Source organism: Acinetobacter sp. 742879 (assembly GCF_000588535.1).
GTDB classification, from domain to species: Bacteria; Pseudomonadota; Gammaproteobacteria; order Pseudomonadales; family Moraxellaceae; genus Acinetobacter; species Acinetobacter pittii.
The window spans coordinates 97,484-121,644 of sequence record NZ_JFYC01000009.1 but is presented as its reverse complement, the minus strand read 5'-3'; the positions used below and the strand labels follow the sequence as shown (position 1 = coordinate 121,644).

The 24,161-nt window shown below is 38.4% G+C and carries 20 protein-coding genes, 1 tRNA gene and 1 pseudogene; 14 read left to right on the top strand and 8 right to left on the bottom strand.

Features of this window, described 5'->3' with window-relative positions:
- Nucleotides 1-41: 41 nt before the first annotated feature.
- On the bottom strand, nt 42-1,079 hold the full coding sequence (gene queA / locus J690_RS16580) for a tRNA preQ1(34) S-adenosylmethionine ribosyltransferase-isomerase QueA (protein WP_002116179.1): 1,038 nt from the start codon (nt 1,077-1,079) through the stop codon (nt 42-44).
- Nucleotides 1,080-1,261: 182 nt separating this feature from the next.
- Between queA and J690_RS16575 the strand changes: the two genes are divergently transcribed.
- The 9 genes and pseudogenes from J690_RS16575 (at nt 1,262) to J690_RS16540 (ending at nt 11,472) form a co-directional block, all read left to right on the top strand.
- A tRNA-Leu gene (locus tag J690_RS16575) sits at nt 1,262-1,348 on the top strand.
- A gap of 514 nt (nt 1,349-1,862) precedes the next feature.
- Nucleotides 1,863-3,134, top strand: a complete 1,272-nt coding sequence (locus tag J690_RS16570; protein WP_032037020.1) for a sensor histidine kinase — start codon at nt 1,863-1,865, stop codon at nt 3,132-3,134.
- Nucleotides 3,135-3,201: 67 nt separating this feature from the next.
- The gene (gene glnE / locus J690_RS16565) at nt 3,202-5,952 is read left to right on the top strand and encodes a bifunctional [glutamate--ammonia ligase]-adenylyl-L-tyrosine phosphorylase/[glutamate--ammonia-ligase] adenylyltransferase (protein ID WP_032037018.1); all 2,751 of its coding nucleotides are present in this window, start codon (nt 3,202-3,204) and stop codon (nt 5,950-5,952) included.
- 24 nt (nt 5,953-5,976) lie between these two features.
- Nucleotides 5,977-6,903 (top strand): branched-chain amino acid transaminase, encoded by a 927-nt coding sequence (locus tag J690_RS16560; protein WP_032037016.1) that lies wholly within the window; start codon nt 5,977-5,979, stop codon nt 6,901-6,903.
- Between the two features lie 68 nt (nt 6,904-6,971).
- Nucleotides 6,972-7,862, top strand: coding sequence for a mitochondrial fission ELM1 family protein (locus J690_RS16555; RefSeq protein ID WP_032037014.1), 891 nt, complete (start codon nt 6,972-6,974; stop codon nt 7,860-7,862).
- Nucleotides 7,863-7,884: 22 nt separating this feature from the next.
- Nucleotides 7,885-8,913, top strand: a pseudogene (locus tag J690_RS0104545) (glycosyltransferase family protein).
- Nucleotides 8,910-9,665 (top strand): polysaccharide deacetylase family protein, encoded by a 756-nt coding sequence (locus J690_RS16550; RefSeq protein WP_000989966.1) that lies wholly within the window; start codon nt 8,910-8,912, stop codon nt 9,663-9,665. The pseudogene J690_RS0104545 and the gene J690_RS16550 overlap by 4 nt, the downstream one beginning before the upstream one ends.
- The gene (locus J690_RS16545; protein ID WP_032037013.1) at nt 9,662-10,426 is read left to right on the top strand and encodes a glycosyltransferase family 2 protein; all 765 of its coding nucleotides are present in this window, start codon (nt 9,662-9,664) and stop codon (nt 10,424-10,426) included. Before J690_RS16550 ends, J690_RS16545 begins: the two co-directional genes overlap by 4 nt.
- A gap of 11 nt (nt 10,427-10,437) precedes the next feature.
- Nucleotides 10,438-11,472, top strand: a complete 1,035-nt coding sequence (locus tag J690_RS16540) for a glycosyltransferase (RefSeq protein ID WP_032037012.1) — start codon at nt 10,438-10,440, stop codon at nt 11,470-11,472.
- Here J690_RS16540 and ghy read toward each other — a convergent pair.
- Both ghy and J690_RS16530 read right to left on the bottom strand, forming a co-directional pair.
- Nucleotides 11,469-12,362 (bottom strand): glycosyl hydrolase Ghy, encoded by an 894-nt coding sequence (gene ghy, locus J690_RS16535; RefSeq protein ID WP_032037011.1) that lies wholly within the window; start codon nt 12,360-12,362, stop codon nt 11,469-11,471. The genes J690_RS16540 and ghy overlap by 4 nt on opposite strands.
- Nucleotides 12,363-12,373: 11 nt before the next feature.
- A complete protein-coding gene (locus J690_RS16530) occupies nt 12,374-13,198 on the bottom strand; it encodes a glycosyltransferase family 25 protein (protein ID WP_032037009.1) in 825 nt (274 codons plus the stop codon).
- A gap of 218 nt (nt 13,199-13,416) precedes the next feature.
- Here J690_RS16530 and J690_RS16525 point away from each other — a divergent pair, with 218 nt between their 5' ends.
- Nucleotides 13,417-14,205, top strand: coding sequence for a glycosyltransferase (locus tag J690_RS16525; protein WP_081405203.1), 789 nt, complete (start codon nt 13,417-13,419; stop codon nt 14,203-14,205).
- Nucleotides 14,206-14,270: 65 nt separating this feature from the next.
- A complete protein-coding gene (locus J690_RS16520; protein WP_032037005.1) occupies nt 14,271-15,422 on the top strand; it encodes a glycosyltransferase family 4 protein in 1,152 nt (383 codons plus the stop codon).
- Between the two features lie 36 nt (nt 15,423-15,458).
- On the opposite strand, the gene J690_RS16515 is transcribed toward J690_RS16520, so the two are convergent.
- The 3 genes from J690_RS16515 to J690_RS16505 all read right to left on the bottom strand — a co-directional run bounded on the left by J690_RS16515 (nt 15,459) and on the right by J690_RS16505 (nt 18,546).
- Nucleotides 15,459-15,677, bottom strand: a complete 219-nt coding sequence (locus J690_RS16515) for a hypothetical protein (RefSeq protein ID WP_032037003.1) — start codon at nt 15,675-15,677, stop codon at nt 15,459-15,461.
- 149 nt (nt 15,678-15,826) lie between these two features.
- Nucleotides 15,827-17,611, bottom strand: coding sequence for an aspartate--tRNA ligase (gene aspS / locus J690_RS16510; protein WP_005064200.1), 1,785 nt, complete (start codon nt 17,609-17,611; stop codon nt 15,827-15,829).
- A 170-nt stretch (nt 17,612-17,781) separates the two neighbouring features.
- Entirely contained in the window at nt 17,782-18,546 is a 765-nt protein-coding gene (locus J690_RS16505) for a DUF4184 family protein (protein ID WP_032037001.1), read from the bottom strand.
- A 136-nt stretch (nt 18,547-18,682) separates the two neighbouring features.
- On the opposite strand from J690_RS16505, the gene znuD reads away from it, so the two are divergent.
- Both znuD and J690_RS16495 read left to right on the top strand, forming a co-directional pair.
- The gene (gene znuD, locus J690_RS16500; RefSeq protein ID WP_032036999.1) at nt 18,683-20,758 is read left to right on the top strand and encodes a zinc piracy TonB-dependent receptor ZnuD; all 2,076 of its coding nucleotides are present in this window, start codon (nt 18,683-18,685) and stop codon (nt 20,756-20,758) included.
- A 75-nt stretch (nt 20,759-20,833) separates the two neighbouring features.
- Nucleotides 20,834-22,297, top strand: a complete 1,464-nt coding sequence (locus J690_RS16495; protein WP_032036993.1) for a phospholipase D family protein — start codon at nt 20,834-20,836, stop codon at nt 22,295-22,297.
- Nucleotides 22,298-22,545: 248 nt separating this feature from the next.
- On the opposite strand, the gene J690_RS16490 is transcribed toward J690_RS16495, so the two are convergent.
- Nucleotides 22,546-22,992 carry a hypothetical protein gene (locus J690_RS16490; protein ID WP_032036991.1) on the bottom strand — a complete coding sequence of 149 codons (447 nt, stop codon included), beginning with the start codon at nt 22,990-22,992 and terminating at the stop codon, nt 22,546-22,548.
- 165 nt (nt 22,993-23,157) lie between these two features.
- On the opposite strand from J690_RS16490, the gene J690_RS16485 reads away from it, so the two are divergent.
- On the top strand, nt 23,158-23,541 hold the full coding sequence (locus J690_RS16485; RefSeq protein ID WP_032036989.1) for an RcnB family protein: 384 nt from the start codon (nt 23,158-23,160) through the stop codon (nt 23,539-23,541).
- Nucleotides 23,542-23,579: 38 nt separating this feature from the next.
- Here the strand turns inward: J690_RS16485 and J690_RS16480 are convergent, their stop codons facing one another.
- On the bottom strand, nt 23,580-24,062 hold the full coding sequence (locus J690_RS16480) for a phosphate-starvation-inducible protein PsiE (RefSeq protein ID WP_002116490.1): 483 nt from the start codon (nt 24,060-24,062) through the stop codon (nt 23,580-23,582).
- Between the last annotated feature and the right edge of the window lie 99 nt (nt 24,063-24,161).

The following is a 24,161-nucleotide window of genomic DNA, read 5'->3' as shown; positions in this document are numbered from 1 at the left end:
ATGTTTATAGATGATTAACAATATCGATCAGAATTTAATTTTTAAACTTCTAACTTATCAATCAGCATTGCATCGCCATAGCTAAAGAAACGATAGCGGCTTTTAACTGCATGTTCATACGCAGCCAAAATGTTGTCTCGATTTGAAAGTGCTGATACCAACATGAGCAGGGTAGACTCTGGTAAATGGAAGTTGGTAATTAAACGGTCTACGATGCAGAACTCATAACCTGGATAGATAAAGATTTGCGTGTCGCCAGTCCAAGCTGCAATTTTACCGCCATGAGCTTGAGCTGCACTTTCTAAAGCACGTGTCGCGGTTGTACCAATGGCAATCACTTTATTGCCGCGTGCTTTAGTCGCCAAAATTAAATCAATAGTTTCTTGAGGAACATCACACCATTCACTGTGCATGACATGATTGGTAATGTCATCAGTACGAACAGGCATAAAGGTGCCAGCACCGACATGTAAAGTCACAAAAGATTTTTGAACATTTTTTTGCTCTAACTTTGCTAGTAACTCTTCATCAAAGTGCAAGCTCGCAGTAGGAGCGGCAACACTGGCAATTTTTTCAGGATTATGGAAAACCGTTTGATAGCGTTCAGTATCAATTTCTTCTGCTTCACGGTTAAAGTAAGGCGGAATAGGTAACTGACCATACTGCTCAAGTACAGGCAAGATCGGCTGTGAAAACTCAACCACAAATAAATTTTCGTGACGGCCACGTACAATCACAGGAATATTATCTGCACCAACAAAAAGCTCTGCACCCGCTTTAGGCGAGTTACTCGATTTGATATGACAATACGCTGTGGTGTGGTTCAGCATACGCTCAACCAAAATCTCAATAGCACCGCCTGTAGAGCGTTTTCCTTTAAGTCGAGCTTTCATGACCTTGGTGTCATTAAGCACCAACAAATCACCTTCTTCGAACAGATCGATAATGTCTGTGAACATGTGATCGTGATATTGACCCTTTGAATCTAGGTGCAACAACCGCGAAGCACTACGTGATTCGAGAGGGTAACGGGCAATGAGTTCATCAGGTAATTCAAAGGAAAAGTCAGACAGTTGCATATTTGAGAAAAAACACCACAAAAATTGGGCCTAGTATAAACTTTTTCGCTTTTTTATGGCTGTGCTTCTGACCTAAATCATGAAAAATGTTTAAATGATCTAAAAGTGAACGATAATATTCACTTAGGGTTTGACAAGTTTTACAAACGCGCTAATATACGCAACACAAACATACTTCCTCTCCCGAGGTGGTGAAATTGGTAGACGCGGCGGACTCAAAATCCGCTGTCAGAGATGACGTGTCGGTTCGAGTCCGACCCTCGGGACCAAGATTCAGAATCATAAGATTCTACGAAAACCCCTAAACTAACGGTTTAGGGGTTTTTTGTTGGGTATAAAAAAGTGGATAGAGCTTAAGAAATTATTATTTGATCCCGAGGGTCGGACTCGAATTTCTAGCTATAAATTTAGAGCTTATAAAAATCTTTCATTTTAAGCTCAAGAAGTTCTTGTTTAAATACTAAATATCTTTGATAAAAGCGAAACTGAGTAAGAATCTAAGCTCTTATTCAACTAATATTTTTTGACCATCTTTTACGAGTATTCTGAACTCGCATTTCTAACATCTTACAACTCTTTACCTTCAAACATTTGTTGTATTTTCCTCAATCATACCCACTTTATGTATCTGAAAACCTTTAATTGAAACTTCACATTTCTATTTTGAAAAGAACGTTGCTCTTTTAATGTACTGTGTTAAAGTTTGTAGTAGATCATAATGATTATAAGTACATTTATTGAGAGCGGTTCCGACCAAAAACGACATAATCTGTGAGGCGGGCAATGACATTCCAACGTTTAGAACTAAATCAGGTTGAGCAGTTAAGTGCTTGTAGGATATCTCTGTTGCTTGGATTAAACGCCGAGCAGAACTACATCGAGCAATTTTTCCGGTTTAGTCTTCGTCTTTTGAATTGTAAAAAAGCCTTATTGACTTTTAATCAGGAACCTTACTTTTGGCACCGTTGCCCTGAAGGCATGACGGCAATCTCGTTTAAACCATCAAAGCATTTAAAACAGTGCTTCGCCAAACAACAGGTGATTAATCACTTACATCCTTCATATCAAAATTTAATCAACTATTTAAAAGAATTAAATATTGAGTGCAGCAGGGCATTGGCTGTGCATCTTTTACACCCTGATAAAACCTCAATGGGGTTTGCTGTCTTTTTCGATGATGATGCGTCAACGTTTGAAGATGATGATATTCAATTATTGCTCGATTATTGTTCTAGTTTTATGCAACAAGTCGAGTTGAAGTTTAACTACGAAGAGTTAAATGAATTATACGAGCAACAAGTGGCACTTAATTCGAGTAAAACAAAATTTTTCTCGATTATTTCGCATGACTTACGTGCGCCTTTTCATGGATTACTCGGATTTTCTGAGGTACTCGCTAAAGAGCGTGAAACTTTAGATGAATCTAGTATTCAAAATATTGCAGACTATTTATATGACACCTCACAATCGACCTATAACTTGCTTGAAAGCTTACTAACATGGGCGATGGCCGAGGGAGGGCGTTTTGTTTATCACCCAATTAATTTTAAGCTTAGACAAGTCAGCAATATCGTTTGCGATGTACTGCACACATTAGCTTTAAAGAAAAATATTGAACTGGTTAATGGTGTTCCAGATGATTTAAACATCTACGCCGATATCAATATGATGACCTCTGTAATTCAAAACTTGGTGTCAAATGCGCTGAAATTTACCGATGTTGATGGATCAGGCAAAGTCTTTATTGAAGCTCAACAAGCGGATACAAATGTAGAAATTACTGTTCGAGACACAGGTCTAGGCATGACCGAACAACAAATGGCAAATTTATTCCATCCACGTATTACTGCTAGCTTTAAAGGCACTGCAGGGGAAAAAGGTGCTGGTTTGGGGTTGAGTCTTTGCAAGCGTTTTGTCGAGATTAATCAGGGGCAAATTACTGTTGATTCTAAAGAAGGGGTAGGAACGACATTTAAAGTTCTATTACCTTCAGCTCAAGAAAGTCATGAGGTGCATACCGAACATCATTCCTCATCAGAAGCAAAATTAGTCTAATCCCTTTTCCTAACACTACTCGAACTGCTATAACTAAAAACAGAGTACGAGGAAAAGAGCTTTTTATATGAATGCGGAGCAGTTACAAAAAACATTGCGTGCCAGTCAGTACGCAGAACAAGTTTTAGGTTTGCATCAAGCTGTTTTAGAACAAGATTATCAAATAGATCAATTTACTGCACCGCTCTCTACCGAACAGATTTACCAATTTGTACAGACCACGCTAGATGGGATTGGTGATGAAACGCTTTGGATGCGCGGAATGCGCATTTTACGTAGCCGTTTAATGTTCCGCTGGATCTGGCAGGATGCCAATCAGCTGACTGATGTTGTCACACTCACTCGTGAACTTTCTGATTTTGCCGATGCCAGTATTTGTGCAGCAAAGGATTTTGCGCGTGTAGCACTTGTGGCGAAACACGGTGAACCTGTGAGTTACTCTGGCAAAGTTCAAGATTTGATTGTTGTTGCCATGGGTAAACTTGGTGCTCAAGAGCTTAACTTGTCGAGTGATATCGACTTAATTTTTGCCTTTGATGAGCAAGGTGAAACCAATGGCCGCAAATGTATTGATGTACAGCAGTTCTGTATTTTGTGGGGACAAAAACTCATTTATTTACTTGAGCACATTACCGCAGATGGTTTTGTGTTTCGAGTCGACATGCGCTTACGTCCTTGGGGGGATGGCTCGGCATTAGCGATTAGCCATGCCGCTTTAGAAAAATATTTAAGTCAGCATGGTCGTGAATGGGAACGTTATGCGTGGATTAAGGCGCGTGTTGTCACTGGAGGTAAAGAAGGGCAGGATTTGTTAGAAATGACACGTCCTTTTGTATTCCGCCGTTATGTCGATTACACCGCTTTTGCTGCCATGCGTGATATGAAAGCGATGATTGAGCGCGAAGTGTTACGTCGTCATATTGAGGATGATATTAAACTCGGAGCGGGTGGTATTCGTGAAATTGAGTTTATTGTTCAGGTCTTCCAGCTTATTTATGGCGGGGCTAAACGAGAGGTACAAGAACGTCAATGTTTAATTAGTCTCGAGCACATTGGTGAAGCTGGCTTATTAGAAAAACAAGCTGTATTAGAACTTGAAGATGCTTACCTATTTTTACGCCGTGTTGAACATGCAATTCAAGCCCTCAATGACCAACAAACCCAATTATTACCAGAAGAATTGGACTTAAGGCAACGCATTATAGATACCTTAGGTTTTACGAGCTGGAATGAGTTTCTCGATGTTCTTAATGAGAAACGTCAAAAAGTAAAAGTTCAATTTAAGCAACTGATTGAAGATACCAGCTCTAATGCCGCAACTGAAAATTTTGGGCAATTAGAGCAGCAATTAGATGAAGTGCTGGATGACAATGCGAAAAATCTGATTCATGAGTTTTGGCATGGCCATGCACTTAAAAAACTTCCTTCAAATGCTGTGCAGCGTTTAAAAACATTTTGGCCTCATTTAATTGAAGCGATCTTACAGTCTGAACAACCTCAAACTGCATTGTTGCGTTTAATGCCGCTGATTGAATCAGTCATGCGTCGAACCGTGTATTTAGTGATGCTGATTGAAAGTAAGGGAGCATTGCAACGCTTAGTGAAAATGGCGACGGTGAGCCCGTGGATTTGTGAAGAGCTAACGCAATATCCAGTACTGCTTGATGAGTTCTTATCGATGGATTTCGAGTTGCCAAAGCGTAAGGACTTGGAAGACTCATTGCGTCAGCAATTGCTTCGCATTGAAATTGATCAGGTCGAAGACCAAATGCGAGCACTTCGCCTGTTTAAAAAGAGCAATGTACTCACTGTTGCTGCAAGTGATGTCTTAGCTGAAAGCCCTCTTATGAAGGTTTCCGATGCATTAACTGATATTGCTGAAGTGAGTGTTAATGCAACCCTACATTTAGCTTATCAAACTGTGGCGAAGCGCCATGGTTACCCAAAAGATGTTGATGGGAAACGCTGCTCACTCGACTACAAAGCTTTTGCTGTCATTGGTTATGGCAAAGTGGGGGGGATTGAGCTGGGCTATGGTTCTGACTTAGACCTTGTCTTTATTCATTACCTAGATGAACAATCCGATACGGATGGAACCAAGTCAATTAGTGGCTTTGAGTTCGCTATGCGTGTTGCTCAAAAGTTTATGTCTTTGATGACTACGCAAACGCTAGATGGTCGTGTCTATGAAATTGATACACGCTTAAGACCTTCAGGTGAGGCTGGTTTATTGGTAACGAGTCTGAAAGCCTATGAACACTATCAGTTGAAAAGTGCATGGCTTTGGGAACATCAGGCATTAGTACGTGCCCGCTCTATTGCAGGTGATGAGGTGCTTTGCCAGAAATTTGAAATATTTCGACGCGAGATATTGACTCAATCTAGAGATGAGGCTTATGTTCGTGAAGAAGTGTTGAAAATGCGTCAGAAAATGAAAGACCACCTAGGTTCATCTTCTGAACAAAAAAAACATGGTATTTTTCATTTAAAACAGGACGCAGGTGGTATCGTCGATATCGAATTTATGGCACAGTATGCTGTACTTGCATGGAGCGGGACGAAACCCGATCTCGCCCATTATTCTGATAATGTAAGAATATTAGAAGATGCTGCTAAAGCAGACTGCTTATCCAGTGAAGATGCCACAGCATTAATTCGAGCCTATCTTAGTGAACGTGCCGAAAGCCACCGTTTAGCCCTTGCAAATCAATCCATGCAAGTCAGCGCAGCGGACTGGCGTAGTACCCGTGCGGTCGTTTGCAATTTATGGCAAAGATTAATAGACCCAACCGCTTCGGTTGAGTTGGATAGTGAATGATTTTATAACAATTTGGAGTGTTCCATGAATTTGGCTGATCGTGATGGTTTTATTTGGCAAGATGGAAAATTAATTGATTGGCGTGATGCAAAGATTCACGTTTTAACCCATACATTACACTACAGTATGGGCGTATTTGAGGGTGTTCGTGCTTATGAAACGCCTAAAGGTACTGCTATTTTCCGTCTTCAAGACCACACAAAACGTTTGTTAAATTCAGCAAAAATTTATCAAATGAAAGTGCCGTATGATCAAGCAACGCTTGAACAAGCACAAATTGATGTTGTTCGTGAAAATAAATTAGCTTCTTGCTATTTACGCCCGTTGATCTGGATCGGTTCAGAGAAACTAGGTATTGCAGCAACAAATAACACGATTCATGCCGCTGTTGCTGCATGGGCGTGGGGTGCATACCTTGGTGATGAAGCGATGGCGAAAGGTATTCGCGTTAAAACTTCATCATTTACTCACCATCATCCAAACGTCACCATGTGTAAAGCAAAAGCATCTGGTAACTACACGTTGTCAATTCTTGCTCACCAAGAAGTTGCACATTCTGGTTACGATGAAGCAATGTTAATGGACCCTCAAGGTTATGTATGCCAAGGTTCAGGTGAAAACGTATTCTTGATTAAAGATGGCGTTTTACACACTCCAGATATCGCTGGTGGTGCGCTTGATGGTATTACACGTCAAACTGTAATGACAATCGCTAAAGATCTTGGATACCAAGTTGTTGAGCGCCGTATTACACGTGACGAATTCTATATTGCAGACGAAGCATTCTTCACAGGTACTGCTGCTGAAGTAACACCAATTCGTGAATACGATGACCGTCTAATTGGTTCGGGTACTCGTGGCCCAATTACCACTGAAATCCAAAAAACTTACTTTGATGCGGTTCAAGGTAGAAATCCGAAATATGAACATTGGTTAACTTACGTAAAATAAGTTAATCCGTTAACATAAAAAGGCGAACATAAGTTTCGCCTTTTTATTTTTTGGCTTAGGGAGCTTCTATGCATATTGTCTATGTGTCTGATGGAAAGGCAGGACACCGCTCACAAGCATTAGGCTTGTTTCAGGCAATGCAAAGACAACAGCCAGAAACAACTTTTGAAGAGGTCTTAATTGCTGATTTACCTATTATTTCTTTAATTAAGACACTCTTCTCTTCAAAAAAATCCTTATTTAAACAAGTGCCCGATTTTATATTTGGAGTGGGAAGCCACACACATTTTCGTGTCTGGCTGCTCGGCAAAATTTTTAGAAAAGCAAAAACCATTATTTTGATGAAGCCTAACTTACCTGTAGCTTGCTTTGACTATGCTGTTATTCCGGAGCATGACGGTATTCACGCCGATAACCATGTGATTGTCACGCGTGGTGCATTAAACCCCATCCGTAATGAAAACCGCCATCAAAAAGACCGAATTTTAATTGCTTTAGGTGGTTCATCTAAACGACATCAATGGAACCAAGATAAAGTATTAACCAGTGTTCAAAAAATTGTGGAGAACAATCCAGAAGCTGAAATTATTCTGACTACTTCACGTCGAACCCCGGCAGAGTTTATTGATATTTTAAAACAACAAAGTTTTGCCCAGCATTTACACATATTTCCGGTTGAGCAAACACCTCAAGGCTGGATTTTCGAAGAAATGCAAAAAGCAGAAGCTGTGTGGGTAACAGAAGACAGTGTATCTATGATTTTTGAGGCGCTTACCGCGGGTTGTCGAGTCGGGGTGATGGCAATGGACCGTTTGAAAGACGACCGGATTACGCACTCAGTTGATCAAATGTTAGAATCAAAATTAATTTCACAGCAGACTTGTGTTGTACAGTTACCACAACCTTATGCTTTTAAAGAAGCAGACCGCGTGGCAACATATCTTTTATCAAAAAATTAAATTTTTTATTTTGAGTAAATAAATGAAAATATTGCATATTGCAAATTTTGGCTTTAATAAACAAGGCGCCCATTTTTACTGCACAGACCGTAAAATTTCTGCCGGATTAATTGAAAATGGCCATTTCGTTTATGATTTTAGTTTTCGCGATATGGCTCCAATGGGGACCATTTTTTAAACAAAAAAAATGGGTGCCAATTGGGCTAATAAAGAAGTACTAAAGGTCGTCAATAATATTGAACCTGACTTGGTACTGATTGGACATAGTGACTTAATGAGTCCAGATGTTCTAAGACAGATTAAAGAATCTTATCCAAATACTAAAATTGCATTTTGGTATGTTGATCCGCTTTATCTTGAAAACAAACTCGACTTTGTTAAAGCATTCTCGCCATATTTGGATGCTATTTTCTGTACAACAGGCGGGGAATATCTACAAAAGTTAAAACAGCCTCATTTAAGCGTAGCCTATCTGCCAAATGTAGGTCACCGTAATGTAGAAATATTACAGCAATTTTCAAATTCTAAGACTGACAAGACTTTTATTTTCTGCGGCGTGGTCTATAAAGAACCTGAGCGTGAGAAGTTCTTAAAGGACTTGGCAGATGCTTTGCAACAAGGCCATGTGAACTATCAATATTATGGTTGTTTTGAACAACCTGGTGTTTATGGTAAAGCGTATTATAAAGTTCTGTCTGAAACAAAAATGGGACTTAATTACTCACGTCGTAATGATGTAACCTTGTATAGTTCTGACCGTATTGTACAGCTGACTGGTAATGGTTTACTCACCTTTAGCCCAAGAATTCCGGGTTTTGAGAAACTCTACACTGAGCAAGAAGTTGTTTACTTTGATGATCAGTTTGATTTGGCCAGGAAGATCCAATTCTTTGATCAAAATCCAGAGCAGGCTGAAAAAATAGCGAAAGAGGGTTGGGAGAAAACACGTAAATCTTTCAATGCTAAACGCATCACCCAGTTTATGGTTGAGGTGACATTTAAGCAGCCCCTTTCAGAAGATTATGAATGGTCACATGAGGTTTATGCATGATGTGGTTTTTGTACGTTGCGGTAGGCCTGCTAGCACTTGCTGCACTGTTATATGTGCTGGGTAATTATACATTCTGGCTTCCGTTTCGTTCGAGTAAACTACCTCGCATTGTGATGTTACATCAGGTCACTCCTAAAGATGCTGCTTCTGGCATGAATATGCCTCCTGAAAAGTTTGAACAACTCTTAACGTTGTTAACGCGTAAAGGTGCTATCTTTTGCTTTGTTTCTGAGCTTGAACAATATCGTAATCAAAAGAATGTGGTTGCTTTAAGTTTTGATGATGGATTTATGGATAATTATCTTTATGCCTATCCACTACTAAAAAAATATAACGCGAAAGCAACGATTTATTTAGCAACGCAAATTGAAGGTATCGAAAAGCTCACTCATGAGCAAATCCATGAAATGGCCAACTCTGGTTTAATTGAATTTGGTGCGCATACTCAACATCATGTGAACTTACTTAAGCTTGATGACCAAACCGCTTATGACGAAATGCTTCAGTCTAAGCGTGATGTTGAAGCATTAGTTGGGAAGTGCCCGAGTTTTGCTTATCCATTTGGTCGATTTAACGAAAAGCACCAGAAAATGGCCCAAGAGATTGGCTTTAAAAATGCAGTATCGACTCGTAAAAAAATCGAAGCATATGAAGCAGATAACCAATTTAATATTCCACGTGTCAGCACGCATGGTGCCATGAATGCTTTACAGATGCGTATCGCCCTTGCTAAAGGACGTTATAAGTTATGAATAAAATTCCATGTAGTGTTTATATTGTCACTTTAAACTGTGGTGCTTGGTTAGAGCGAACTTTACAAAGTGTCAGTGAGTTTGATGAAGTCATTATTTTAGACTCGGGCAGTACTGATAATACTTATGAAATTGCAAAGCGCTTTGAAAATACGCAAATTTCTCACCAAGACTGGCAGGGTTATGCTGGGCAAAAAAGTTTAGCTTTAGCTAAATGCCGAAATGATTGGGTGCTTAATTTAGATGGCGATGAAGTTTTATCTAATGAGTTAAAACAAGAAATTGTTGAGACCATTCAACAGAACAAGCTTGATGCATTAATCACCCCAATTAATGATGTATTTTTAGGTGTTCCGAACAGTAAACATATTAAAAAACATGCAAAAGTGCGTTTTTTCCGTAGGTCTAAAGGGCATTATGACCTTGCCAATAAAGTCCATGAAAATGTGATCGTAGATGGTGAATCTCAACGTGCTCAACACGATATTTACCATTATGGTGAGTCGAGCATTTTCGTTAAAGTCGAAAAAAATAACCAATATTCCAACTTAAAAGCATTAGAGAAATACCAAAAAGGAAAGTCTCCAAGCATTGCAAAATTGGTTTTGGTGATGCCAGTGACTTTTATGAAGTCTTATTTTATTCGCCGTAGCTTCTTAAATGGTTGGCGTGGTTTCGTAAATAGTATGATTAACGCATTTTATGCATTTCTAAAAGAAGCTAAGCTTTTTGAACAGACCATGAATAAAGATAAAAAATAAGTAGGCAAGCTATGAAAATTGTTCAGGTATTGGCAACTAGCGGTGGAGTTGGTGGATTAGAGCAGCACACTTTTAACCTTGTTAATGAGCTTGCTTTAAACCATGAAGTACATGTGATTGCACATCCTTGCTATGTAGACAAGTTTAGCCAACAAGTACATTTTCATGCTATCGATTTTGCCCGTAGTCGTTGGAATATTTTTTTACTTTGGCAACTTAAAAATCTTATTCAACAAATCCAACCCGCTATTGTTCATGCACAAGCAGGAAAAGCGGCTGAGTTGATTGCCCGCATTAAGCCATTTTTATCTGGTCCAAAGTTTGTAACGACTGTTCATGGTACTAAAAAGAATAAGTCTGCTTATTTAGCAGGTGATGCAGTTATTGCGGTGAGCCAAGCGCTCACGCAAGGCATTCCAGAGTCTAAAGCACACGTAGTTTATAACGGGGTATATCCTCAGCCCGTACTTACAACTGAAAATAAAGAAAAATTGCTTCAATCGATTCAAAAAGATTTTACTGAGCTAGATACAAGCAAAAAAGCTGTTATGTGTATTGGACGTCTAGAACCAGTAAAAAATATCAGTTTATTGATTGAGTCGATGCAACAGACTGATGCCAATTTATGGATTGTTGGTGACGGTTCACTTCGAGCAAGTTTGGAAAAGCAAGTCAGCGAATTGAACATGCAAAATCGGGTCGCTTTTCTTGGGTTTAGAACTGATGCGCGTGATCTGGTACAACTGGCTGATATCGTGGTTTTATCATCAGATCGTGAAGGTTTTCCACTTGTTATGGTCGAGGCTTTACAGGCCGATAAAGCAATGGCTTCAACCAAAGTGAACGGTGTGATCGAGTGGTTGCCAGAGCAATATCTAGCCGAAATTGGAGATACTCAAGGTTTAGCAAAAGCGATTGAATATGCCCTTCAACCTGAGGCTCAAAATGACTTCAGCCCACTATATGCAAAGGCCAAGGCTGAACTGACCGTACCAGCCATGGCTGAGCAGACGCTTAATATTTATAAAGACCTGCTGAAAACTTAATTATTTTTTGGTGTAAGGCGGATGGCATCAAGTACCACGAAATTATCTTCGACATTAATGGTATGGCAACCATCATCAGCCTGATTCCAGTCTGGTAAAACTACTTCTAGTAATTTTTCTTCATAAGCTGTTGGGCTAAGCTGAGTAATCGCTTTTAATTCGATATTGCCGCCATATCGCTTTAAAGAATCTTGGCTTGGTCGAACCAGTTGCCCTTTATAAATAAAAGGTTTGCCTGCCATACGGAACTGCTGACTGCCTCGGCACACTGGGTTCATTGGGTGCTCTTGCCAGTTCGGATTTAAAATATCTTCGGTAAAGAATAGATCTAAACGATAACCAAATTTCTTACAATCACGACGCGTTGAAGTGAAAAGATACCATAAGCCCTCATGGTAAAAAGGGGTGCTATCGACTGCTTCAATATTTTCAATAAGGTTGGAATGCTTTTCCCATTTCAGCGGAAACTCAGTACATTTCCAAAGTTCGATGGTCTTGTTGGCAGAAGTTTCTGGGACCATATACCAAGTGTTATCTATTTTAAATACGCAAGGATATGAGAGGTGGTAATCGAGTTTTAAAATGGTTTCAGGTGGTGTGTAAGTGCCATCCTTAAAGACTTCTAAAACCGAAAGAAAGCCTACCGGATGTTGGTCATCGACTTCTTCAAAAAAAATGAAATGACGGCCATTTTCATAAGCATAAAAGCTGTCTGCAAATGTAAACTTTCTAGGAGAGTGGATCTCAAAGAGTGAATCTAATTGCTCAAGTGTTGTAAATGGTTGTTCTAACCAGCCAAAACGCATATACCAATGGGAGTCAAAAGTTTTCGCTTTTTTTGCTTGTTGGTACTTGTACCATTTTTTTTGAAGACCGCGAGTGATTAACATCTAAGTACCTGTTAGCTGTCCGTTTTATGTGATTGTGTAGAGTTTAGGAAAAAGGCTAATCGAATAATTTTTTTGAAAATGAATAAAGATATAATTCGAGAAATTAAATCATTTTTCATTTTGTTAAAGTTCTTTTTAAAACGATTTGGTTTTTTCATGTATGCTTTTCTATCTGATGCAATATGACTTTGCATCTCATCATCATGTTCAAAGCAATAATAAAAGGGAGTTGAAACATCGCCTGCTAATAAGTACTTCCAGTCATCAATATAAGTCAATTTATGAATTTGCTTAGAAACAAAATTTTTGGCTGTCTCAGTGGTTAAAGAATACGCATATGTTGCTGTATAGAGATCTTTAGGTCCAGTCATATTGAAGTAAAGTTTATCATTACTTGTATAACCTCTTATTCGACGTCTAGAAGGTTCAGAATGCCCTCCTAAGAATGCGAATGAAGGATTGGTTTCTAATAGAGAGTGCAGCTTCCATTGTATATGCTTAGTTTGAAAAATTACATCATCTTCAATGATGATGACACGATCATACGCTTGATAATCACCTTGAGCTAGACGTTGCCAAATAATCATATGGCTTAGCCAGCAGCCTAGTTCGCTTGGTCCTAATTCATGATCGCATAATCCTGCAAATTGACGACTTAAATTTAAAAAAGTTAAATATTCTTGAGGAAGTTTTTTCCCATAAATAGCATCGAAGAATTGAAAATCAATTTGTATATCATGAATGGTTGATTGCAAATTTTGATGTTGTTGTTTAATTTTTTCTTGACGTTCATTACTTCCTTGTAAAGATACACATAGGATAAGAATCTTTTTCATGTTTCAACTAACTTGATACAATACAGTTTAGATATTCTATACTTCTGTATTTGTTGTTGATAGTCCTTCTACCTATTCATCTAGCTTAGCTCTAAAAAATTTAGAAGTTAAAAAAGTAATATTGGTGGTTACTTGTACCTCTGGTGAGGGTAATCATATTATGTGAAGAGGCAACAATAATACTATGGGCAAAAAAGATTTATAAAGGCTATACCTAAATGATGTCAAATAATTTACCTATCATTCATGCTTTGTGGATTGGAGAAAAACTCGGAGCAATTTCTAGATGTTGTTTACATTCTTTTGTAATGAGGGGGCATGAGGTTCATTTACATACATACGCTGATATTGTAGATGTTCCAGAAGGCGTAAAATTGGTTGATGCAAATAAAATTATTTCTAAAGACCAAATTATAAAACATAAGGAAACAGGAAGTTATGCATTATTTTCAGATATTTTTCGTTATGAGTTAATGCGTAAAGTTGATGGAGTCTATGTTGACTGTGATGTGTATTGTTTAAAACCTATTTCAATACCAGAGCATGGATACTTATTAGGCTTTGAAGATGATGAATGGATTAATGGAGCTGTTTTGCGCATTCCTAAAGAAAGCGACTTACTTAAAGAATTATTAAAAGCCGCATATGACCCATTTTTTGTACCGCCATGGTTTTCTGCGAGTAAAAAAATTAAATTAAAAACAAAAAAAATAATGGGAATAGGAAAAAGTTTAGCGGATATGCCGTGGGGAGTTATTGGCCCCAAAGCTATTACTTATTATGTTAAACAGTTGGAGTTAAAAAATAATATTCAACCAATTGATATTTTTTATCCTGTTCACTATCAGTGTATAAGTCAACTTTGTGATCCTGAGCTTACTATAGATGATATTACTACTTCTCGTACTACTTGTATTCATCTATATAATGAGATGTTAAAGGGTATAAAATTAGATGAATTGGATGAGTGTACTATTATGTCACGTCTTTTAAAATGTGATATTTAATTATTAATTAAGATAAGTAAAGAAATTTTTAATTATACTTTTTATTAATATATTGAGAGTGTTTAATGAGTGGATATAATAGACCAATTAGAGTTGGTTTAATTATTGATGAGTTCTTTGGTGGTGCTAATACTGCTTTTGGCGGTTACGGATTTTTAGCGCGAAATCATATAGCTAAATATATTCCAAATGCGGATATCCAAATAGATGTATTACTGGGTAAAGGAAGTAAAAAGCTTTTTGCGGAAGAATATTCGGTAGATAATGTTAAATTATATCGACTGCCACGTAGAAAATGGTTTGCTCGTCGCTGGCTTAAGAAAAAAAATTATGACATTTATTTAAGTGTCGAATTAACATTTAATTATGTATTGGAAAATGAATTAGATAAAACAAAAAAATTAGTTTTATGGATACAAGATCCAAGACCGACCTATGAATGGGACGAAATTAATACAGTTAAATTATTTCCTGAAACTAATTATTATAATCAAAACATATATGATCTAGTACATAACTGGTATGTTAATGACCGTGTGAAATTTATTTCGCAAGGACATTTTCTTAATCAAAAAGCTATAGATTTATATCAATTAGAAAATAGTGTACCAATAGAATATGTGCCTAATCCTATTGATATTGATTTCAACTTTGATGTTAGTACTTATGTTAAAAAGAATATAATCATTTTTTTAGGTCGTTTAGAATCTGTAAAACGGGGGTGGTTATTTTGTGAAATCGCAAAAAGAATGCCGCAATATGAGTTTTATGTATTAGGGCAGACATTTAGAGAGGAAAGCAAAAACAATGAAATTATGAAAGGTTATCAAAATATTGCTAACTTACATTTTGCGGGCCATGTTGAAGGCAGTGAAAAAGAAAAATTTTTAAAAGATGCTAAGTTACTTATTAATACTTCTATTCATGAAGCATTACCTATTTCATTTTTAGAAGCCCTCTCTTTTGGAACTTTATTAGTAAGTAACAGAAATCCTGAAGAACTAACAAGTAAATTTGGAATTCACGTAGGAGATGTATTAGGAGATGGCTTTGAAAAAGTTCATTTATATGTTGAAGCTATTGAATCCTTAATGCAAAATGAAGAAGGTAGACATCTTTTAGCAATACAAGCTAGAAAATATATTGAGGAATATCATAATGTAATAGATTTTACTAAAAAATTAAGAAATATATTATTTCAAGAAGTAAAGTCTTAAGAATAAGATCCCGTATCTAGGAATACGGGTAATTTCTTACTCTTTATCCGCATTTCCTTTTAAAACCATATAAATCAGCGCAACAAAAATAAGTAACGCACCTGCTAAGCTACTTACACAGAAAAATAAAATACGTTGATTTGTAGTAAGGTTGAATAATTCATTTGCAAGGATATAGCGCATGAAAAACCATTGTGCGAGGGAGAATACAATCACGACTAAAGCATGTCGACGTACATCAGGGCGCATAGCCATAAAGTTGACCTCTAAATTAAAAGCTCCCTATTATGCCACTGACCTGCTTATTCGCAAAGCATAGCTTAGGTAAGTCGAATATATAGCTGAATTTTCCCATTAAAAAAACCCTGCATAAGCAGGGTTTTTTAATTTGAAAATCTAAAAAATTATTTAGATTCTTCAGCTTTTGGCTTTTCACGTAAGCGGATGCCCAGGTCACGAAGCTGATTTGCTTCAACAGGAGCAGGTGCTTGAGTAAGTGGACATTCAGCAGTCTTAGTTTTCGGGAACGCAATAACGTCACGAATTGAAGTCGCGCCAGTCATAAGCATAACTAAACGGTCAAGACCAAATGCCAAACCACCGTGAGGAGGAGCACCATAACGAAGCGCGTTAAGTAAGAAGCTGAATTTCTCTTCTGCTTCTTCATCAGAAATACCAAGCGCTTCAAAAATCGCTTTTTGCATTTCTAATGTGTAAATACGAAGTGAACCACCACCAACTTCAGTACCATTCAATACCATGTCGTAAGCAACAGAAAGTGCTTCACCTGGATTGCTCTTCACGTCTTCTACGCTAGATTTAGGTAACGTGAATGGGTGGTGAACAGAAGTCCATTTACCATCGTCAGTTTCTTCAAACATTGGGAAGTCAACAACCCAAAGTGGAGCCCACTCACAAGTTGAAAGGTTCAAGTCGTGACCAATCTTGACACGAAGCGCACCCATTGCGTCATTTACAACTTTAGCTTTATCAGCACCGAAGAATACGATATCGCCATCTTGTGCGCCAACACGTTCCAACAGTTCAAGTACAATCGGTTCAATGAATTTCACGATTGGAGATTGAAGACCTTCAATTCCTTTAGCGAGTTCATTAACTTTAATATACGCTAAACCTTTTGCACCATAGATGCCAACGAATTTGGTGTATTCATCGATTGCACTACGTGGCAATGAAGCTGCACCAGGAACACGTAAAGCAACAATACGGCCTTTAGGATCTTTTGCAGGACCAGCGAATACTTTGAACTCTACTTCTTGCATTAAGTCTGCAACGTCAACGAGTTTCAACGGAATACGCAAATCTGGTTTGTCAGATGCATAGTCACGCATTGCTTCGCTATATGGCATACGGCGGAATTTTTCAAATTTTACGCCAAGCAAGTCGTTAAATAATTTAACAGTCATGCCTTCCATCAAATCCATGATTTCATCGTCGTTTAAGAACGATGTTTCAATGTCGATTTGAGTGAATTCTGGCTGACGGTCAGCACGTAAGTCTTCATCACGGAAACATTTCGCGATTTGGTAGTAACGATCAATACCACCAACCATCAATAATTGTTTAAACAATTGCGGTGATTGTGGAAGTGCGTAGAAGCTACCATTTTGTACACGACTTGGTACTAAATAGTCACGTGCACCTTCAGGAGTTGCACGGGTTAAAATCGGAGTTTCAACGTCTAGGAAACCGTGATCGTCTAAATAATTACGGATCAAGTTAGTTACTTTAGAACGGAAACGTAAGCGATCTAACATTTCTGGACGACGGATGTCCAAGAAACGATATTTTAAACGGTGTTCTTCTGACACGTTAATGGTGTCATCATTTAACGGGAATGGCGGAGTTTCAGAAGCAGCAAGAACTTCGATTTCTTTGCCTAAAACTTCGATTTGACCACTCACCATATTTTGGTTTTCAGTACCTTCATAACGGCGACGAACACGACCTGTAATTTTTAATACATATTCAGAACGTGCTTTATCTGCTGTTGCAAATGCTTCTGGAGTATCTGGGTCAATAACCACTTGAACGAGACCATCACGGTCACGCATATCAAGGAAAATAACACCGCCATGGTCACGGCGACGATGTACCCAACCGCATAGTGTAACGGTCTGATCGATTTGGGCTTCAGTTAAAGAGCCACAGTAATGAGTTCGCATCATGATGAAGATTATCCAAACTATATTGGCTGAAAGGACGGATGCGTAAACCGCGCACCGTCAAAAAAGTAAGTTTTCGATTATGCCTTGTTGGATGGTTTGTCACAAGAACTAGATCAAAAAACCGCAGAAATTAACCTGAAAATGAGCAATTTGGCAGCGATTTTAATTATTCATCCCATTCTTTGTTGTCGATCTAAAACCAAGAATAGTAAGCATCCTAAGCTAAAGGTACTTAACCAACCTTGCATAAATTCATTAATAGAGCGGCCCGTAAAATAATACGTATCGGCATGCCAAACTTCATGAGGAATGTAGCGGGCATAATCCCAAAAAGAAAATAGGCCTAACACTGTAGATAAAATCAAAAGAAACCATGCAAGAAATTTAATTTTTTTACTTACTTTCCAGTGTTGTTTATAGCGCTGATAATAGTGAACACACATCCAAACAATAAAAGGTAAGGCAAGAGCAGAGGAGCCTAACTGTAAAAGACGATGTAAGGGATATGGGTGCCCTAAAAGATGAATATTTGTTGCTAATACATCTTTAAATACAAAGGTCCGAAAGTCTGAGTGTGTTAGACCATCCCAGATTAAATGTATTGCAATTCCTAAAATAAGTGCGAGTAATGTTCCAACCAAAAATAAAAAAATACGTTTTAAAGAGTTGAGGTCAAGATCATGCTGAATGCCGAAAAAACGGTAGATTACAGGTCGATATAGAAAGTACCAAATAGCACAAAAAATAAGGCCTAAGGTAAGGTTAGGATAAATCAGGCCTTTCCATTGATGTGTCAACATACCTGATTGCATTGTAAATAAGCGGTAAAGATCGGGTGTCATACTTCCAATTGCTAGAGCTGCAACTGGTAAAGTGTTTCGGCTAAGCTTTGAAAGAGGAGGCGCTATAACGGCATGAGAGATTGTAAAAGGCATTATAAAACAGAGATTACTCACATCATTTAATTGCCCAGTCTAACGAATCAGCCGATTGGAAATGTTTTTTATTGCAAAAAGACTGAAATGTTATAATATAACAAAACAAAAGGCGTAGCGATCAGAGAATCACCTCATGTTGTTCTATAAAAATATTTTGACCTTATCCATTTTAGCTGTCATATCCGTACCTTCGTTTGCAGCAGAAAGTGAAAATGTTGAAAAGCTAGAAACTATTCGAATTAAGGCTCATCCACTTGAGCAAACTTCACAAGATTTTGCTGTGGCAGATACTGTTGTTGATCAAAAGCATCTATCGCAAGGCGCTGCTACCATTGGGGATGCACTCAGTAGTGAAGTCGGAATTTACGCGAATCAGTTTGGGGCTGGTTCGAGTCGCCCGGTCATCCGTGGACAAGATGGACCACGCGTTAAAGTACTTCAAAATTCATCAGAAAATATTGATGTATCGACCTTGTCTCCTGACCACGCTGTCACTGTAGATCCTGTGCTTGCAAAACAAGTCGAAGTAATTCGCGGCCCTTCAACTTTACTGTTTGGTGCGGGGACCGTCGGTGGTTTAGTTAACGTCATTGATAACAAGATCCCTACGCAAATGCCTGAAAATGGTTATGAAGGACAAGTTGGCTTACGTTACAACACTGGAAGTGATGAAAAACTGGCGAGCGCTGGCGTAACTGTTGGCCTAGGCAACCAAGTTGCTTTACGTGTTGAGGGGTTAACTCGTGATGCGAATAATTATATTGCTCCCAATTATATTCATGAAGGTGAAAAAGAGCGCCGTGTAGACAATACTTTTGCGCAGGGTGACTCGGTTAATGTTGGTTTGTCTTGGATTTATGACCGTGGTTATACGGGTATTTCTTATAGCAACCGCAGAGACCAGTATGGCTTACCGGGGCATAGCCATGAGTACGAAAGTTGTAGCGCTCATCTAGGTGGAAGACCGCATTTGCATTGTGGAGACCATGAACATGAAGAGGGTGAAGAAGCTCACGATCATGAGCATGAAGAACATGAGCACGAGCATGGCGGCCCATGGATTGATTTAAAATCTGAGCGTTACGATTTTAAAACCGAGTTAAATGATCCATTTGCAGGCTTCCAAAAGTTACGTGCGCAAGCGAGCTATACTGACTATCAGCATGATGAAATTGAAGAGGGAGCAATTGCAACCCGATTCCAAAACAAAGGTTATGATGGACGTATTGAGTTGGTGCATAACCCGATTGCAAGTTGGGAAGGGGTAATTGGTGCACAGTTAGGTCAACAGAAATTAGATTTAACTGGCGAAGAAGCATTTATGGCCCCGACCACTACCAAAAAGTGGAGTTTATTTGCTTTAGAACATAAACAATGGAAAGACGTACATTTTGAGCTTTCTGCCCGTGCAGATCAGCAAGAAATTGATGTAGACGACAACTCTAAACAGGATTTTGATGGTTCGGCATTCTCTTACGCAGGTGCTGCGAATTGGGAGTTTGCACCGAACTATAAACTTTCTTTTGTCGCTTCACATCAAGAGCGTTTGCCTTTAGCTCAAGAGTTATATGCAAATGGTGGGCACTTTGCGACAAATACTTATGAGTTAGGAAATGATCAACTCAGTAAGGAAAAATCGAATAATGTTGAGTTAGGTTTGCATTTTGATAATAACAAACTTGATTACCATCTTCATGTTTACCATAACTGGTTTGATGACTACATCTATGCGCAAACCCTTGACCGTTATAAAGACTTCCGTTTAGTTCAATATACTCAAGATAAAGCTCGTTTCTATGGTGCTGAGGGTGAAATTGGTTATCAAATTACCCCAATGTACAAGATCAGTGCTTTTGGTGACTATGTACGCGGTAAAATTGATGCCGAGGGTAACGCTCCACGTATTCCAGCGGGACGTTTAGGTACTAAAGTTGATGCAGACTTTGGCGATGGTTTTAGTGGTTCTGCCGAGTACTACCATGTCTTTAACCAAGATAAGATCGCAGCTTACGAGACCGAAACTGAAGGCTATAACATGCTTAATCTTGGCGTGGCATATTCTGGACAATATGGTGCAAAAACAGATTACCGTGTTTATATGAAAGCGAATAATTTGTTAGATGACACGGTTTATCAACATGCTTCGTTCTTATCAAATATTCCACAAGTTGGACGCAATTTTACAGTAGGTGTCGATTTTAGTTTTTAAGGCTTTAACACGAAACTAAACTTGAAAAATCAATCCAAAAGACCTAATTTGAAACCATCAAGTTAGGTCTTTTTTATGCGTATTTTTCAACGAATTCATCAAAAAATAAATTGGTCAGGGCGTCGTTATATGGCGGTATTACTTTGCGTTGTTGCTATTGCATATCTTGCATCGGCGATTTACCACACAGTAAAACCATTACCACAAGGGATTAACTTTAGTGGCAAGCTTAGACATGCCGATGTCAAATTTTTAGCTGACAAAACCTATCTAGATGCGAAAGGGCAACAGCAGGTTGATCAGCACATCTTTGATGAAATCTTGAAAATGATTGATGAGGCAAAATCCACAATTGTGGTGGATATGTTCTTGTTTAACTCAGAAGTGGGTGACTCAAAACTCAAGCAAAGACCATTAATGCAAGAGCTAACCGATGCATTAGTAAGTAAGAAAAGACAGAACCGCCAAATTCAGATCGTTATGATTACCGACCCGATTAACTCGGTATACGGTGGTATCAGCCCTGAACACTACCGTCAGTTACGTCAGGCAGGTGTTGATGTGATTGAAACGAATTTAGCCCCTTTACGTGCTTCTAACCCGTTTTGGTCTGGCTTCTGGTACATCTGCTGTCAAAATATTGGCAATAACCCTGAAAAGGGCTGGTTACCGAATCCATTCGGTGATGAAAAAATTACAATGCGCAGCTATCTAAACTTATTTAATTTTAAGGCCAATCACCGTAAAACCGTTGTCGTTGATACCGATGCTGGTTGGAAGTCATTGGTGACCTCAGCAAATCCACATGATGGCAGCTCTAGACATTCTAATGTCGCATTGGTTGTAACAGGGGCGACAGCTGCTGATGTTCTCCAAACTGAAGCTGCCGTTGCGCAAATGTCAGGTAGTAGTTCTCCATCACTGATTTTAGGTGACTTTGAAAAAGACGTAACCAAGCCTCAAGTTCAGGTGTTAACTGAAGGCGCAATTTATCAATCTGTATTGAAATTGATTAATTCAGCGAAGCCGAAAGAGCATCTTGATTTAAGTATGTTCTATTTGTCTGAACGTAAGATTATTAAAGCTCTAAAAAGTGCTCAAGAACGAGGTGTTATTGTTCGTGTTTTACTCGATCCAAATAAAGATGCGTTTGGTCGACAAAAAAATGGTATTCCAAACCGTCAGGTGGCTTCAGAGTTACATGCTACCGGTATTCCAATCCGTTGGTGTGATACCCATGGCGAGCAGAACCATAGCAAAATGATCTTGAAATATAATGCCCAACAAGCTGAGTTGATTGTAGGATCTGCCAACTTTACGGCCCGTAATTTAAAAAATTACAACCTTGAAACGGATATGTTGGTCATTGGCAAAGTTCAAGATCAAGTTTTTAAAGATGCGCAAGATTACTTCAATACCTCGTGGTCAAACCTAAAAGATAGACAGATGAGCGTGGATTATGTGAAGTATGCTGATGAGTCTAAAGTGAAGTATTGGATTTATCGTTTTATGGAATGGTCTGGATTATCGACTTTTTAATCACTATCTTGAAGTTTTCCAAAAAATGGCTGTGCCTAGAGTCATCCACAACCTGCCCAAAATCTGCGATTAAATTGTTTTTGCAATAAAATTAGATAAACGAAAACAGTGAACAGGTTTTGTGGATGACAAATGCTTTTGGTTACTTTGGGCGAAACCAAAGTAACGAATTAGCTACTACAAGTAGAACTTAAAGCGGTAAGACCCCGTCGTGCTAATTAAAAATAGAGAGTAAAACTTTGAATATTTTAAGGCGCTGGCGGAATCAACTGATCCAACGCTTTATCATCAAGTTTTTCGATTTCACTCAAATCCGTTTTAATTTTCCAATGTGACTCGTCATCAACAGGATTTGGCAAACGCGCTTCAAGCCAATCGCAAACCACATCCGGAGAGAATTCAGGATGGTTACATTGAATAATCCATGATAAAAAGTCTTTGGCTTCACCATTCATGTAAGGTGGCGGTGAAACAGGGAAGAATAATGTTGGTAGGCGTTCATTCGTCGATAGATAATTTAAAACATGACCTAGTTCTTGAACTGTTTGCCATGCAAGTGCATGCTCTACGTCAATACTGAACTTAAACCACCAAGCATGTTCGCCATCTGCTCCATGAGCCATAATACGGGCTTCTTGTACACTCGGAACTTTGCAAAAAAATTGATGAAGACGCTCAAAACTGATTTCAGACACAGCAATTGACCTAGTTTGAAAAATGCTAATGGTAGCACAGATACAGATTCTTCATATTTTCTTTATAGTCATTACAAAGTTTAGCAATCAAAGCGGTTTTATTCATGGTTTCTCCTTGAGTCTCTTTTAATCTAGCTTCATATCAAGATTAAAAGGAAATAGGCCATGAAAAAGCCAATCGTTCTTGTACTTTCGACATTAATGTTAGGTATATCAGCTACCGCGATGGCCGATTCTGGACACCGTTGGGATAATAACCATGGTAAAAACTATGCTCGATATGAGCATCGTGATGACCGCCGTCATGATTATCGTAATGATCACCGAGCGCCAGTTTGGTCAAATTCTGATCGTGGTAAGCATTATGGTAACTATGTTGCTTTTAAACGTGGTGAACGTATTCCTGCTCAATATCGCCATAGCCGCTATTATGTTTCGGACTGGAGAGCGCATCGTTTATACGCGCCACCACGTGGATACCACTGGGTTAAAACCCCTAATCAATACTTATTAGTAGACTCAAGACATAACATTTACCGAGTTCGTTAAATGTAAAAATAAAAAGGCCTCGATATTGAGGCCTTTTTCTATGCTAACTCGTCATCTTGTGGTTGAGGTGTTTTCAAATTATTAGAAGTTTTTGCATGTTTCTCTTTCATCACTGAGGGGTAGTGCCATGAAGCAAATCGTACAACTAAAATAGATAAGGCTAAAATCAAAATTGAGCCTGTAATAATGACTTGATCAATATCTGCTTTATGATCATGTTGAATATCTGAAATGAGTAGACGGGTTAAGGCCGTAATCGCGACATAAATAAGAAATCGTACAGGCATGTGATTGGTTTTAAAGTAAATTCCAACCATTGCTCCAAGTTCTAAGTAAATAAATAATAATAAAATATCATCAATTGAAGCATACTTTTTGACGGTCAGAATTTCAAAAACTGTATTGGCTGCCGACCATGCCACCATACACCCGATAATGAATAAGGCTAAATAATGGAAGGCTTCTACGGCGTAATGTCCGAAACGGTCGAGTATTCGTTCGTATTTTTTAGGATCAGGCATAATAAGATCTTTTGTTCACTTCGTAATGTTTAGAAATTAAACAAATTTTGTGCCAATGGAAATAGTAAATACAAAATAAAAAACGCCTGATTATTCAGG